The sequence below is a fragment of the Xenorhabdus bakwenae genome, assembly GCF_030272115.1.
Taxonomy (GTDB): domain Bacteria; phylum Pseudomonadota; class Gammaproteobacteria; order Enterobacterales; family Enterobacteriaceae; genus Xenorhabdus; species Xenorhabdus bakwenae.
Map to the genome: position 1 here is coordinate 352,715 of NZ_CP119194.1, position 13,085 is coordinate 365,799.

General features: G+C 49.6%; 15 protein-coding genes and 1 pseudogene. 13 read left to right on the forward strand and 3 right to left on the reverse strand.

What is annotated here, in order from left to right:
• The first annotated feature begins 70 nt into the window (after nt 1-70).
• The 10 genes and pseudogenes from PXH59_RS02210 to PXH59_RS02255 all read left to right on the forward strand — a co-directional run bounded on the left by PXH59_RS02210 (nt 71) and on the right by PXH59_RS02255 (nt 6,192).
• Nucleotides 71-313: a DUF2732 family protein gene (locus PXH59_RS02210; RefSeq protein WP_285808906.1), complete on the forward strand. Its 243-nt coding sequence runs from the start codon at nt 71-73 to the stop codon at nt 311-313.
• Entirely contained in the window at nt 306-527 is a 222-nt protein-coding gene (locus tag PXH59_RS02215) for a TraR/DksA family transcriptional regulator (protein ID WP_285808905.1), read from the forward strand. The genes PXH59_RS02210 and PXH59_RS02215 overlap by 8 nt, the downstream gene beginning before the upstream one ends.
• Nucleotide 528: 1 nt before the next feature.
• Nucleotides 529-1,362: a DNA adenine methylase gene (locus PXH59_RS02220; RefSeq protein WP_285808904.1), complete on the forward strand. Its 834-nt coding sequence runs from the start codon at nt 529-531 to the stop codon at nt 1,360-1,362.
• The gene (locus PXH59_RS02225) at nt 1,359-1,985 is read left to right on the forward strand and encodes a hypothetical protein (RefSeq protein WP_053014246.1); all 627 of its coding nucleotides are present in this window, start codon (nt 1,359-1,361) and stop codon (nt 1,983-1,985) included. Before PXH59_RS02220 ends, PXH59_RS02225 begins: the two co-directional genes overlap by 4 nt.
• An 81-nt stretch (nt 1,986-2,066) precedes the next feature.
• Nucleotides 2,067-2,189 carry a hypothetical protein gene (locus tag PXH59_RS02230; RefSeq protein WP_255334729.1) on the forward strand — a complete coding sequence of 41 codons (123 nt, stop codon included), beginning with the start codon at nt 2,067-2,069 and terminating at the stop codon, nt 2,187-2,189.
• Nucleotides 2,186-4,321 (forward strand): replication endonuclease, encoded by a 2,136-nt coding sequence (locus tag PXH59_RS02235; RefSeq protein WP_285810136.1) that lies wholly within the window; start codon nt 2,186-2,188, stop codon nt 4,319-4,321. The genes PXH59_RS02230 and PXH59_RS02235 overlap by 4 nt, the downstream gene beginning before the upstream one ends.
• Before the next feature lie 2 nt (nt 4,322-4,323).
• Nucleotides 4,324-5,322, forward strand: a pseudogene (locus PXH59_RS02240) (DNA cytosine methyltransferase); the annotation flags it as partial.
• A gap of 20 nt (nt 5,323-5,342) precedes the next feature.
• Nucleotides 5,343-5,543, forward strand: a complete 201-nt coding sequence (locus tag PXH59_RS02245; RefSeq protein WP_047769500.1) for a DUF7301 family protein — start codon at nt 5,343-5,345, stop codon at nt 5,541-5,543.
• 1 nt (nt 5,544) lies between these two features.
• On the forward strand, nt 5,545-5,838 hold the full coding sequence (locus tag PXH59_RS02250; protein WP_285810137.1) for a hypothetical protein: 294 nt from the start codon (nt 5,545-5,547) through the stop codon (nt 5,836-5,838).
• Nucleotides 5,839-5,859: 21 nt separating this feature from the next.
• The gene (locus PXH59_RS02255) at nt 5,860-6,192 is read left to right on the forward strand and encodes a hypothetical protein (RefSeq protein WP_285810138.1); all 333 of its coding nucleotides are present in this window, start codon (nt 5,860-5,862) and stop codon (nt 6,190-6,192) included.
• Nucleotides 6,193-6,262: 70 nt separating this feature from the next.
• Here the strand turns inward: PXH59_RS02255 and PXH59_RS02260 are convergent, their stop codons facing one another.
• The 3 genes from PXH59_RS02260 to PXH59_RS02270 all read right to left on the reverse strand — a co-directional run bounded on the left by PXH59_RS02260 (nt 6,263) and on the right by PXH59_RS02270 (nt 10,099).
• Nucleotides 6,263-6,766: a DUF4760 domain-containing protein gene (locus tag PXH59_RS02260; protein ID WP_285810139.1), complete on the reverse strand. Its 504-nt coding sequence runs from the start codon at nt 6,764-6,766 to the stop codon at nt 6,263-6,265.
• A gap of 559 nt (nt 6,767-7,325) precedes the next feature.
• Nucleotides 7,326-8,345: a phage portal protein gene (locus PXH59_RS02265; protein ID WP_285811854.1), complete on the reverse strand. Its 1,020-nt coding sequence runs from the start codon at nt 8,343-8,345 to the stop codon at nt 7,326-7,328.
• A gap of 41 nt (nt 8,346-8,386) precedes the next feature.
• Nucleotides 8,387-10,099, reverse strand: a complete 1,713-nt coding sequence (locus tag PXH59_RS02270; RefSeq protein WP_285810141.1) for a terminase large subunit domain-containing protein — start codon at nt 10,097-10,099, stop codon at nt 8,387-8,389.
• On the opposite strand from PXH59_RS02270, the gene PXH59_RS02275 reads away from it, so the two are divergent.
• Genes PXH59_RS02275 through gpM form a run of 3 tightly spaced genes read left to right on the forward strand, consistent with a single transcriptional unit; the run spans nt 10,098 to nt 12,996 of the window.
• Nucleotides 10,098-11,084 (forward strand): GPO family capsid scaffolding protein, encoded by a 987-nt coding sequence (locus tag PXH59_RS02275; RefSeq protein ID WP_285810143.1) that lies wholly within the window; start codon nt 10,098-10,100, stop codon nt 11,082-11,084. The genes PXH59_RS02270 and PXH59_RS02275 overlap by 2 nt on opposite strands.
• 25 nt (nt 11,085-11,109) lie before the next feature.
• Nucleotides 11,110-12,165, forward strand: coding sequence for a phage major capsid protein, P2 family (locus PXH59_RS02280; protein ID WP_285810144.1), 1,056 nt, complete (start codon nt 11,110-11,112; stop codon nt 12,163-12,165).
• Nucleotides 12,166-12,216: 51 nt separating this feature from the next.
• On the forward strand, nt 12,217-12,996 hold the full coding sequence (gene gpM, locus PXH59_RS02285; RefSeq protein WP_285810145.1) for a phage terminase small subunit: 780 nt from the start codon (nt 12,217-12,219) through the stop codon (nt 12,994-12,996).
• Nucleotides 12,997-13,085 lie beyond the last annotated feature (89 nt).

Below are 13,085 nucleotides of genomic sequence, written 5' to 3' on the forward strand. Positions count from 1 at the left end.
CACTGTAATCAAATTTTTTATGTGCTGACGCACAGGGCTTTTTATTACCTAAAAACAGGAAATAGAAATAATGAAAGAAAGTTATTTAGCAAAATATGCCAGAAAAAACGCTGATGAAGAATTCATCAAACAACTGGTTAAAGATGTGCGCCAGGCAGAACGAAAACATTGCGCGAGTTTATATGCCGTCCGTTTGGTGAAGATGTCCTCCCATGTTCTGGATAACGCGCTGTCGCCTTCTGCCAGCGCTGACCTGATGCAACGCGAATCTGAAAACATCGAGCGTGAGGCGCAGGAGTGGAGTTATGTCTAGGGAACTCGACCGCGCCTGTGAACGCATCGCCGAAATGCTGGCGTGCCGGATAGCCGCCCATGTTAACCGCCCGGTCGGTGTTTCTGCGTTTGCGTGTGAAGACTGTGGCGCACCCATTCCTAAAGAACGTCGCATGATTATTGCCGGTGTCACCCGCTGTGCAACCTGCCAGAGCGTTTTTGAACTGAAACAAAAACATTACCGGAGTGTGTGAGATGGCTAATAAAACCATCCTCAAATGGGCGGGTTCGAAAGCCCGCATTATGGATAAGTTGCTGCCACACTTGCCTGCGGGTAAGCGACTGGTTGAGCCGTTCGCGGGTTCTTGTGCGGTAATGATGAATACCGATTACCCAGAGTATTTGGTTGCTGATGCGAATGCGGATTTGATTAATTTATACCGTGAAGTTAACGCCGTTCCTGTCGACGTGTTTCTTTGTAAAGCGGAAGATTATTTTGAAGATTGGTTTCATTGTTTTAACACTGAAGATGATTATTACAAAAATAGAGACATCTTCAATGAGCGGCCTTTCGCAACCAGTGATGCTGATAAAGCGTGTTTGTTTCTCTACTTAAATCGCCACGGTTATAACGGACTTTGCCGCTATAACACCAAAGGTGAATTTAATGTTCCTTATGGGAAATATAAAAAGGTTTATTTTCCAGAGGCTGAAATCATAGCGTTTCGCCGTAAATCACGGGAGCGTGCGAGTTTCTCATGTCTTGAATGGCAGGACACATTAACTCTCGTTGATTATGGTGACGTGGTTTATTGCGATCCGCCGTACCTGACCAAAGGTAAGGCATTCACCCAATATCATGAAGTGAATTTCACCCCTGCTTATCATGAAGCATTGGCTGTTGATTTGTACACGCTCAATGCGCATCTCGGTGTCCCTGTCACCGTATCCAACTCAATTGCCGCCAAATCGCTTTATGCCGATCTCGGTTTCACTATCCATGAAATCGACGCCCCGCGCACGATTGCCGCCAATGGCAACCGTCAGCCTGCGAAAGAAATTATTGCGGTGTTGGAGGGCGCAGCATGAATCAATTACTGAAACATCACTGCACCGCACAATCCGCGTGCTCTGTTCCTGCGGCAACGCTCCCTGCTGGGAAAATGATTAAACTTTTCGAGGGTGATATTTCGGGTGAATACCATTGCGGCAACCCGGTGTCCATTCACTATCCATTGTTGCCATCCATACCGGGTTTACATCACCGGCAACCACAGACGAAAGAAATTCATTCAACTGAGCAGAGACAGCAAACACCTTTGTGCCAACTGGCAGATGTATTGGATCGCCACTGTCAAAAAGTTCAACCGTTTTTCGAGTCGCCTGGGCAGAAAGATGAATATTTGTCAGTAGCTCTTCCTGAGTGTCCCGATCATCCCATTCGAATATATGGTGCCGGGGTGAATGCAGATATGCGGTTTCTAATGCGTGCCGAACTAGTTCTTTCCATTCTCCGTAAGGTTTCCAGTCGGATGGAATGTACGACTTCAATAGCTGAGCAAGATGCCTTCGATGCTCTTTTTTGGGCAGCCAATGACGTGTTATGTGGCATGCCGTTACGCCAAGAAAAGCGTCGCAAGCGTCGTACATCACGCGGGCTGATAAAAACCTTACTTCGCCTTGAAGAACGGTTGCACCGGATAAGAAGCTAATGTGGTTCGCGTAATAAGGCGGATCAGATGATATTCCTGAATTATCCACTTATTAATCCTTAATTATGGTTGATTGACTTTATGACTGAACAGCATTGCCGCAATGTACAAAATTCAATAGCGGTACACAATCGCCAACGCACTGCCAATGGCAACTGCCAGAGGGCGAAAGAGATTATTGCGGTGCTAGAGGCGCGTGCATGAGCGAATTGCAGGAACACAACAGCGACGTATATATATCAATGCGTCGCCAGCGTGAAGAGTTTCAGCCGGAGTTGCCAAGCGATGCGACTCTGGCTGAGCGCATTATGTGGGAAGCTAATCAGGACGACGCAGAGTGGCGGCACGATATTATCGCCCACGTCCCTGATTTTCTGGCGATCTATTTTGCCACCAAATACGCCAGAATATTTAAAAAATCCGGTCGCCGCCGTGCCAATGAATTTTTGCTCAAAACAGCCAAGAATGTATTGCCACGGTTTGAATTGGTGATGAAACAGTACGAATTCAAGCATCGTGCTTCCGGGACGGTTCCCTTTCCGTTTATTGAACAATTGGAGCGTATTGCCCAGCTAGACCGGTCGGCCATCAAATCACTGGCAACAGGCATCACCAATTTTATGTCTGAAACCTATCAGTCAGTCACCCATGATTTTGCGGATAACCCGCCTGTAGAAGAGTGTGAAGCGCGTAAACGCCTAGAACGGGTTTATACCTTACTGGCTAAATTAACCCTGCAATCAGGCACGCAGCCGCCGTACTGGCAGCAGTTCATCAAAGGAAGGATAGAACCCAATGATGATCAGCTCTGTGCCGCTTTACTGCGCATGATGGATGCGCAGTGGTGGTATCGCCGATTAAAACGACTGTGTGACATTAAACTCGAACACTTGGCCATTGCTATTGGTCAGGTGCAAAAATCAGCGTCCCCTTACGTTTCCCGCACTACTCTGCACCGTTGGTTGGAACAAAAGCGCAGTAACTGGCAGTTTCTGAAAGAGTTCGATCTCGAAGACGAGGACGGAAACCGCACCGAATTATCAAAAATGGTGCTCGCCAGCGTCTCTAATCCGGCAATCAAGCGTTGCGAATTGATGGTCAGAATGCGTGGTTTTGAAGATTTGGCTAAAGAAATGGGGTGTGTGGGGGAATTCTACACTATTACTGCGCCATCACGTTTTCATTCAGCCTATCAGGCAGGTGGCTTTGTCAAAAACTGGCAAGGCAATGATCCACGGGAAACCCAGAAATATCTTTGTAAAGTCTGGGCAAAAATTCGTGCCGCTTATAGCCGCGCGGGTATTCGCGTTTTCGGCTTCCGCGTGACTGAGCCTCATCATGATGGTACGCCACACTGGCACATGCTGCTATTTGTCCGCCCGGAACAGGTGGAAGCGTTACGGGATATTTTCTGTTATTACGCCCGTCTTGAAGACTCCGAAGAATTGCAGACACAGAAAGCCCTGAAAGCCCGTTTTCACGTAGAGCCTATTGATGAAGAAAAAGGCAGTGCGACCGGTTATATCGCGAAATATATCAGTAAAAATATTGATGGCTATGCAATGGATGACGAAGTGGATGGTGAAACCGGGCAGAAATGTAAGGACATGGCGAGGGCAGTTTCAGCGTGGGCGTCACATTGGAAAATTCGCCAGTTTCAACAAATCGGTGGTGCGCCTGTGTCTGTTTGGCGCGAATTACGCCGCATGGGGGATGATACAACCTCATCGGACGGTTTAGATATTGATTTTGCAGAAGTTCATAAAGCGGCTGACCGGGGTTATTGGGGGGAGTACACCAAAGCGCAGGGCGGTGCTTTTGTACGTCGTGCCGATCTCGTGGCGAGACTGTGGTATGAACGTGAAGAAAAAACAAATGCTTACGGGGAACCCGTTGATTGTATTAAGGGGGTTTTCTGCACCTTGGTCGGCGAAGATACTCCGATCATCACTCGCGTAAAAAACTGGCAGATTGTGCCGAAGTTAAAGGCAGATAACGATCCTGCCAATGGGAGGTTTTTGCCTTTATCTGGCGGCGCAGCCGCCCCTTGGAGTTCTGTCAATAACTGTACGGAGGCACGGAGGACGATTAACGACAATAAAAATTTAGTTGAAAAAATTATTGACTATGCCGACTCAATCGGGATGGATTTTAGCCGATTTATGGCGCGGTCATTAATCATGAGTGGAAAAATTAGCATCAATGAACAGCCATTTAAGTTGTGGACGAATGGCAGTTTTATTCCGGTGGAAACAGAACGGCAGAAACAGGTGCGCCGCGAGGCACTGCGGCAGCGGATTAATAAACTTGGGGAAATGAGGAAAAACCTATCGTGACTATGCGTTTCGGCTCGGTATGTTCCGGTATTGAGGCCGCCAGTGTGGCATGGGAACCACTGGGAATGTCCCCGGCATGGTTCTGTGAAATTGAAAAATTTCCCGGCGCCGTGCTGCGCTATCACTGGCCGTATGTCCAAAATCTGGAGGATATGACCCGAATTCCCGCCATGATTGCCGAAAATCAGGCCGATGCGCCGGATATTCTGGTCGGCGGGACACCCTGTCAGGCGTTCAGCATTGCAGGTCTGCGCAATGGGCTGGGCGATGCGCGGGGACAATTAACACTATCATTCGTGGAGTTAGCCAATGTTATTGATTCAGTCAGGGCAGCAAACGGGAAACAGCCAGCCATTATCGTCTGGGAAAATGTCCCAGGAGTTCTGTCCAGCCGGGATAACGCATTCGGCTGTTTTCTTGCAGGGCTTGCCGGAGAAGATGCCCCGTTGCAGCCATCAGGGACGAGATGGACAAACTCTGGTTATGTGTCTGGACCACAAAGAAATGTCGCCTGGCGAGTGCTCGACGCTCAATATTTCGGAGTGGCCCAACGACGCCGTCGTGTGTTTGTTGTCTCAAGTGCTCGAACAGACATCTGTCCCGCAACGGTACTTTTTGAGCCAGACCGCGTGCGCCGGAATCCTGAACCGCGCAGAACGGCGGGAAAAACGGTTGCCGGCAATGCTGGAAGTTGCGCTGTTATCGGTGGTATCGGGGTGATGACCTACCGATTACTGTCGTTTGGTGAGTATAAAGTGGATGATATTTCGTCAACGCTCAGGTCACGGGATGATAAAAGCGCGACTGATCTCATTACAACGCAGGATGCCGTGCGCCGTCTAACGCCTGTTGAGTGCGAGCGGTTACAGGGCTTTCCTGATAATCACACTCGTATCCCGTGGAATGGAAAAACATTGGAGAATTGTCCTGATGGTCACCGCTATCGGGCAATTGGTAATTCAATGGCCGTGCCTGTGATGGCATGGGTTGGGAAGCGAATTTTAATGCAGATGAGGCAACCATGAAAAAACTGACAACTGCCAGTGAGTTATTGAAAGCTGATTTCGATGTGTACTGTGCTTGCTATAAAAAATGGCGGAAAAACGCCAGAAATAAACCCGGCCAGCGTCCACCTAAAATGACTAAATCGCGTCGGGATGCCGTATTGCGGCAAATAGTTCAGCGTGATTTAGCTGCTGGCATGCTGATTTTTAGAGGATAAAATGATTACCTTAAATTTAACCCCTGAAATTGTTAACAGTATCAATCATAAATTTGAGTCAGGTTTATTTGTCTGGCAGGCACGCTGGAAAGCCAATCAACATCACCGAAATCGCTTTTTGCATAAAGCCAGACAGGTGGGTGCTGATTATTATTTCGTACTGGAAGCCTTAAGTGATGCCTGTCGGACAGGCCGGAACAAGTTTTTTATGTCAAATGAAGAACAACTTCGTAAGGCATGGTCACAAGAGGCATTTGAAGAGCTGTTTTTGTGCCGCTTGCCTCATCCGCGTTGATAATCAGAGAGAACAAACCCAATGGCGAAATCTCCCACAGAACGTAAAGCTGCCCAACGTCAACGCCAGCAGGAAGCTAGCGTCACCAAAATAGAATTGTTGCTCGATAATCAAGAATTAGCGATGTTGAAGCGCAATTGTGCCCTGAGACGGCCGGGACGCGATCCCTATGAGGTGGTTGAATACCTGACGTTATTGATTCGCAAAGATGATGCTAAGTTGAAACAAAAAATGGAGACGCTGGCAGCGCGTCAATGTGGTAAGTGTGGTGATACGTTGCCAGTTTCAGAATGTTGTTTTGCCGGTGATTCAGCGTGCTGGGTCACGCTGGGCTGGCATGAGGTAAAATTGTGATGGTGTGACATGTCACAGTATTATTACTAAACCCGCTTTGCGGGTTTTTAATTGGCCTGGGCCTAGTATGTTATTTGTTTTTCCTTAGTGGGTTTGCTTTCCAGCGCTTAACCAGCCATTCGAATTCTTGATAGGTGGTTTCAGATTGAATATGCTCCCTGATGGCTTTAATCAAGGGTTCAGCAATATCATAAGTTTCAATCACCGTAGTATATGATGTGCGTTTAATCATCTTTTCGTCATAGATACCTTCTCGGATGCTAACCGCGACTCTTTCATAAAAATTAAGTATGTATTGAAACTTACGACGTTCAATCATTTCCTCTTCTGAAATTGTTTTTCCTTCGCAGGGGAAAACGTAGGAGCGAAAAGATTTACCTGAACGATGTACCTGCTTAAGAACGTGCAGGGATTCTATATATTGAATATCCTGACGACTCTCAAACAAAAAATTGGCTGTCTGGGTTTTCTTTGCCGTGCGAACGTTATAGATGATCGTACCAATAGCGACTAGAACACCAATAAAAACAATAGTATTACTGATGATTTGTAGTGTTGCTGCATCTAATGTCATTTTCTTTCGTCCACAAAAAATAAAAAGGCGGGGTTATATTCCCCGCCTCATAGAGGTTAGTTTCAGATTAGAAGCCGTCAAATTCATCAAACAGTTTTTTCATGTTAACCCCCTTTAAATACTGCATACATTTAACTGAGTAGCGAAAAAATAAAAAATATATAGTGAAAATCTAACCGATGGTTAATAAGGAGTCAATATACAGGAGGATTTTTTATTGCACAAATGTGCATGAGATTGCACAATTTTTTAGAGGGTTATTTTATCAAGGCAGCCCAAGCAGGGCAAGGTTTCCCCGCCCCTGCACAACTGCACAAAAACACGCCCTTTTTGTGTGCGGGCGAGGCGGGGGAGCAAGCGCGAGCAAAGGGGGGGATAGGCCTCTTTCCGGGCAGGGTGTGGAATAGTCGAAAGAGTGCCTTTATACCGCATGAGTAAAGCATTGCAGCGTGTTGTGTGAGTAGATGAGGGAGCAGGCGAAAGCAGAGGAAAAATCAACACAGCGCGATTGAGTGAGTGCTATCGGCTGTGCTGTTATCAGTGAGATAAGTCAGGCAGGTTATGGCTTACCCGTCAGGGCATCGAGCAGAGCATAAGGGGCGAAGCGCACCACTTCTTGCCCCGCCCATTCGTTGATCGCTTTCAGGCTTTCCATAATCGGATGCAGTTCATTAATGGCAAACACTTTCGCCGCTTTCTCCACATCACCGAAGTTACCACCGTTGGAGGGAGAAAAGCCCATCAGTTGCGGCGGGACGCGGTGCATGGCGAGCAAATCATCGCGGGTGGCTTCCTTCACATTGGTAAACTCATCTTTAGCGCTGATCTGGCTGAATGGCAGGATTTGCAGGCCGTCTTTCTTACCGTTGGCGGCATACACAAACATGTTTTTGAATGCCCCATCGCGCCGGGATTTTTGCAAGGATGCTTTCAGGTTATCGACGCCTTTCGGGTCAGCCAGCGGATCAGTCAGGTAGACGATAACGCCAGCATGACTGCCGTTTTCGTAGTAGTTCATGCGGAACATGGTCGCGGAGCGGTTCAGGTTGGCCGACAGCAATCCCGCCAGATATTCCGGCAGGCCGTATATTTCCTGATGAATATCGGGATTCATCAGATGAAACAAACTGTCTGGGTGAAATTCAAACTCTTTGTTCCAGCTTTCCACAAACCAATATCGCCCGGCTTTCTCGCCCCGGCGTGTATACTTGGCGGGTGAATGCCGGAACGTTAACAGCCCGCCCAGCCGGTTGCTGCGCTTTTCCAGATAGGCATTGCCGAAGACCAGATAATCCAGCACATACGCCGCCATATCCTGCCGGGACAGTAACGGGTGCGGCAGAAAGCAACCCATGATCACATTGCGCTTAAAATACAGCGGCGACTGATGATAGACCGCCGATGAGAACGCCCGCGCCAGCCCGTAAAAATCAATCGGGGTTTCATACCAGCGGCCATTTTTGGCGCACTCCATACAGTCCAGTAAATCCCCGCCGGATGTCATCGGCGTCGGTGTGTCAAAAGTAAACGCCGCACATTGAACTGCATCGTCAGGCAGGTTCGCTCTGGGGTTGTTCATTGCGTCAGGTTGACTCTCAGCAGGCAGAAAGGTGCTCATAGTTAAAACTCCGTAACAAAAGACTGATATCCGCCCGAATCGCTGGCGATAGGCTCGCCATGCAGGACGTTCATAATAGCCCACGCAATATCACCGTGATCCACACCGCGCGTCCGGTCGGCGTCATAGGTGACAATGCCGCCCTGCGTAATCACTTTCTTGATAGCCATAAACGAAGTCGCCACCTGCTGCATGCCGGCGTCATACTCAAACCGGCCGGAGCGGATCAGCATTTGCGCTTTCATAACCAGCATTCGCTTCAGCGGTGCGGAATATTTCAGTAAGGTGGCGGCCGGGAAAAATTTACACACCAGCTCGTGCACTGCTTCACCCGTCCCGCCCGTGCCATCTAGGGCAATGCCCAGCACATGATAACGTTCGGTCAGTTTGCGGATTTCCTCGGCCTGTTTCTCAAAAGCCATACCCCGGAAGCGTAACGCTTCAATGATCCGCCACTTGCCGCCACTGACGGCAGGCGGTGACATGACCACCAAGCCCAGACCATCACCATTGCCGCCCGTACCCGTCGGATCAGCGCCGATATAGACGCCTTTATGCCCCAGCGGGCGTGGTGCGTACGGTTTCCAGTCCGGCCAGACATCTTTGTTATAGCCATCAACCCCGCACTGGATCAGGGTGTTATAATCAAAGGCCCGTTCACCGGCTTTAACAAAAATACAGCGGTAGAGGTTGTCGAAGTCTTCCGGGCTGTTCTCTCCCTCGATTTCATCCAGATCAACTCTGTCCAGTCCTGCATCAATCGCGTCATGAATGGTGACAATCTGCCGCCAAATGTTATCGCCACACAAGGCACCCGGCTGTAAGGCCTTATGGCTGAGATCGAGAGTGATTTGCTTCTTATGGGGCCGGCTTTTATTGAAAAAATCCCCTGTCCAGAACGGATAGGCTCCGTGCTCTTCGCTGGAAGGAGTGGAGAAGTAAGTGCGCCTTAGCCCGATATGGCTCGCCATCCCTGCCGCCACTCTGCGCAGGTTCATAAAATTACTGACCCAGAAGAACTCATCAAAATAGAGATCACCGGTATAGGATTGCGCGGTCGCCGCTGACGTGCCGAGAAAATAGAGCGTGGCCCCGTTGGACAAAATAATCTCATCACCACCCTTGAGTTCAACGCCGACCTGACGGGCAACCATCTGAATGAATTTTTTGAACTGGAACGCCTGTGCACGGCTGGCTGACAGAAATATCTGGTTATGGCCGGTTTCCAGTGCCGTGATCAGGGCTTCGCGGGCAAAGTACCAGGTTGCCCCAATCTGGCGCGATTTTAATATCATCCGGTTGCGGCGCTCTTTCTGCTTATACCAGCGTTTCTGGTACTCAAACAGCGATTCATACACCATTGCCCGCAGTTCCGCGATTTGCTCTTCCGTAAAGTGATTTTTCGGTGTCTTGGCCTTTTTGGTGCTCTCTTTTTTCTCTTCATGGCGATCAAAGCGTTGTAACTGGCGGTAGAAAAAATCCAGTGTCTTGAAATCGTGCGGGGTCAGGGCGTCTTTTGCCTGCATCCTCAATATTTTCACATGCAGATCATCGCTTACCCGCTCTATCGGGTGAGCTTCGTCCCATTTATCCCGCCGCCGCCAGGAATAAAGGGTGTTCATACTGACGCCCAGCCGTTTTGCTATCTGCGAAACGCTGTAGGCCTGCCAATACAAACTTTTGGCTTCTTGTCGGGGATCGTGTGCTGTTGTCATGTACTTACTTTCCCACAGCCCGCGCGCGTACTGCCATGACTGCCGTCTGTCACCGTTCCGCGACACGGCGAAGGCTTTGAGTGAAACGCCGCCGACTGAGAACATAGTGCCATCAATCGAAAATGGCTTGTTGGAGAAAGCAACCATGCCAAAAACCATTAAGTTAACGGTCTGTACTGAGGGAATGACGCTGAACGGGTTTGCCGTCTCCCGCGAACAGATCCAGCAGATGGCGGAGAGCTATAACCCGCGTCTGTATGCTGCCCGTTTAAATCTGGAACACATTAAAAGCCCGTACCCTGATAGCACGTTTCGCCAGTTTGCAATGGTGCGGTCAGCACGTGCCTACGAAATCAAAGATGGCCCGTTGCAGGGCAAGCTGGCGCTGGAGGCGACGGTTGAACTGGATGAAGAGAAAGACGCGGCGTTAATTAAGCTGAACCAGAGCGGGCAGAAGGTTTTTTCCAGTATTGAATTTTATTCCCGTTTTCCCCAGACCCAAAGCGCCTACCTGACCGGTATTGCCCTGACGGATAACCCAGCGGCGGTGGGGACAGAATTAATCAAGCTGAGTGTGCAGGAACGTGGATTACCTGCCAGTGATGACCGTTATTTGTCAGCTTCACTGGAAACGATGGTCGAATCTCTAGCTGGCACTGAGCAGAACCCTGTTTCTGATAAATCCATTGGCGAAAAGTTTGTTTTATCCGTGAAAAAAGCGCTGGGACTGCACCGTGAACATACCACGGCTGAAATCAGTACATTGCGTGACATGGTGCAGCTAACCGCAGAAAAATGCGGTGAAGCTTTAAATCAGGGACAAAAACTGTCCGCGTTAGAAGCTACGTGCGCCAGCCAATCGGAAAAACTCACCGCGCTGGAAACCGAACTCAATACGCTGAAAAGCCAGCTCAGCCAGCAGGATAATTCTTCGGAACAGCGACCGGATGCGGGCGGTTCAACCCAAGTGTTGGCCGATTATTAATTGATTGCTTACAGGAATTTTATTTATGTCACTCAGTAACGAAGGGCGTCAACACTATCTGTCCTACCTTGACCAGCAAGGCAAATTGAACGGGGTTAAGCGCGAGGGCGATCATATCCAGTTAACCGTTGCGCCCGCTGTCCAGCAGAAGCTGGAAGCGGCCAAGATGGAATCCAGCCCCTTTCTGAAAGAAATTAACTCCTTTGGCGTGATTGAGCAGGAAGCGGAGAAAATTGGCGTTGGCGTTCACCGCACCATTGCCAGCCGCAATACCTCGACCACGGATCGCCGCGAACCCGTCAGCGTTCATGATTTAGCCGGGAATCGCTACCGTTGCGAACAGACCAACTTCGATACTTATATCGGTTATACGCAGCTTGATGCGTGGGCCGGTCATCCTGAATTTCAGAAACTCATCAGTCAGCAGATTGTCCAGCAAGAGGCCAATGACCGCCTGATGATTGGTTTTAACGGTACATCCGTTGCGGTGAAATCCGAACGTGAGAAAAATCCGTTGTTGCAGGATGTGAATATCGGCTGGTTGCAGCGCCTGCGCAACCATGCGCCGCAGCGGGTAATGAGTGGCATCACGCTGACCCGTCGTGATGAAGATGGAAAAATCATCCAGAAAGGGGACTACGGTAACTATGACTCAGTGGTTTATGACGCCGTGACCTCACTGTTAGATCCGTGGCATCAGAGTGCGCCGGGTTTGATTGCCATCACCGGTTCACGCCTGACCACGCAGAAAAACTTCCGCATTCTGAACCAGCACAGCCAGCATAACCCGAATATGGAACTGCTGGCAGGCAATGAGCTGATGAAACTCAGCACATTGGGCGGGTTACCGGTCTTCCGTGCGCCATTCTTCCCGGATGGGGCCATTCTGATCACAACCTTTAAAAACCTGTCGCTTTACTGGCAGAAAGGCAAGTACAACCGCTACATCAAAAATGAGCCGGAATACAACCGTATTGCCACTTATGCCCAGAGTAATGACGGCTACGTGATTGAAGATTACGGCCTCAGTTGCCTGATTGAAGGGATTTCATTTGCCGGTGCTGAAAGCAGCACCAACTAAACCGCATTTTCCGGTGCCGGGTGACTCCGGTATCGGGTTCAGGGGGAAATCATGCTGACACCGGCACAAGAACACTGGCAGCGCACAATGGCAGCACGCCGGGGCGATGATGCGATGTCATCGGCAACGCTGACCGCATATGAGCAGATATTACACCGCCTGCGCATCGACCAGACGCAGTTGTCTAACCTGCAAGGGAACGAGCGCAAGGCTGAGTATAAACGCGCCGTGATGGCAGCCTATGACGGCTGGATTGATGGCGTGTTAACGGCTGATACCGGGCAGGCGGATGAAGTGCTTAGCCATATCATGATCTGGCAGATTGATATCGGCAACTACGCACGGGCGCTGACACTGGCGGAATATGTGATCCGCCATAACCTGCCGTTGCCTGATCGCTATCACCGTACGGTTGGCCCGTTATTGGTGGATGAGATTTGCGATAAAGCGCTGGCTATATTTGCCGCGGGTAATGAAGCCATTGAGCCGATCTCGTTAGCTATTCTGGAGTGGCTCGCGGTATTGGTTGAATCGCTGGATATGCCGAATCAGGTCAGAGCCAAGCTGTTTAAAACGCTGGCCTATACCTTACGGAAAAGTCCGCAGCAGGCGGATAAAGAACGGGCGTTATCACTGATGCGAGAGGCGCTGTTGCTGTTTACCAATATCGGGGTCAAGAAAGACATCGAAACCCTGACGCGGGAATTGAAAAAGGCGGCAGAACCGGTTGCTGATGTTATCCCGGTAACGCCACCGCCAAAACCTGCGGCAACAGACAAAAAACCGCTCAAACCCAAGATAACAGCGGCGAAGAAGCCATCTTCCCGCTAACTGAATGCACCCCGCGTGCCCGGCGGCACAGTAAAACCGAACGGTTTTTAAGCCTTGTCGGTTTTACCGTCCACCGCCGACCTTTTAAC

What these genes read in the sequence shown, in the direction of transcription:
- PXH59_RS02210 (WP_285808906.1), top strand. Translation starts at nt 71, where the DNA reads ATGAAAGAAAGTTATTTAGCAAAATATGCCAGAAAAAACGCTGATGAA.
- PXH59_RS02215 (WP_285808905.1), top strand. Translation starts at nt 306, where the DNA reads ATGTCTAGGGAACTCGACCGCGCCTGTGAACGCATCGCCGAAATGCTG.
- PXH59_RS02220 (WP_285808904.1), top strand. Translation starts at nt 529, where the DNA reads ATGGCTAATAAAACCATCCTCAAATGGGCGGGTTCGAAAGCCCGCATT.
- PXH59_RS02225 (WP_053014246.1), top strand. Translation starts at nt 1,359, where the DNA reads ATGAATCAATTACTGAAACATCACTGCACCGCACAATCCGCGTGCTCT.
- PXH59_RS02230 (WP_255334729.1), top strand. Translation starts at nt 2,067, where the DNA reads ATGACTGAACAGCATTGCCGCAATGTACAAAATTCAATAGCGGTACAC.
- PXH59_RS02235 (WP_285810136.1), top strand. Translation starts at nt 2,186, where the DNA reads ATGAGCGAATTGCAGGAACACAACAGCGACGTATATATATCAATGCGT.
- PXH59_RS02245 (WP_047769500.1), top strand. Translation starts at nt 5,343, where the DNA reads ATGAAAAAACTGACAACTGCCAGTGAGTTATTGAAAGCTGATTTCGAT.
- PXH59_RS02250 (WP_285810137.1), top strand. Translation starts at nt 5,545, where the DNA reads ATGATTACCTTAAATTTAACCCCTGAAATTGTTAACAGTATCAATCAT.
- PXH59_RS02255 (WP_285810138.1), top strand. Translation starts at nt 5,860, where the DNA reads ATGGCGAAATCTCCCACAGAACGTAAAGCTGCCCAACGTCAACGCCAG.
- PXH59_RS02260 (WP_285810139.1), bottom strand. Translation starts at nt 6,766, where the DNA reads ATGACATTAGATGCAGCAACACTACAAATCATCAGTAATACTATTGTT.
- PXH59_RS02265 (WP_285811854.1), bottom strand. Translation starts at nt 8,345, where the DNA reads ATGAACAACCCCAGAGCGAACCTGCCTGACGATGCAGTTCAATGTGCG.
- PXH59_RS02275 (WP_285810143.1), top strand. Translation starts at nt 10,098, where the DNA reads ATGTACTTACTTTCCCACAGCCCGCGCGCGTACTGCCATGACTGCCGT.
- PXH59_RS02270 (WP_285810141.1), bottom strand. Translation starts at nt 10,099, where the DNA reads ATGACAACAGCACACGATCCCCGACAAGAAGCCAAAAGTTTGTATTGG.
- PXH59_RS02280 (WP_285810144.1), top strand. Translation starts at nt 11,110, where the DNA reads ATGTCACTCAGTAACGAAGGGCGTCAACACTATCTGTCCTACCTTGAC.
- gpM (WP_285810145.1), top strand. Translation starts at nt 12,217, where the DNA reads ATGCTGACACCGGCACAAGAACACTGGCAGCGCACAATGGCAGCACGC.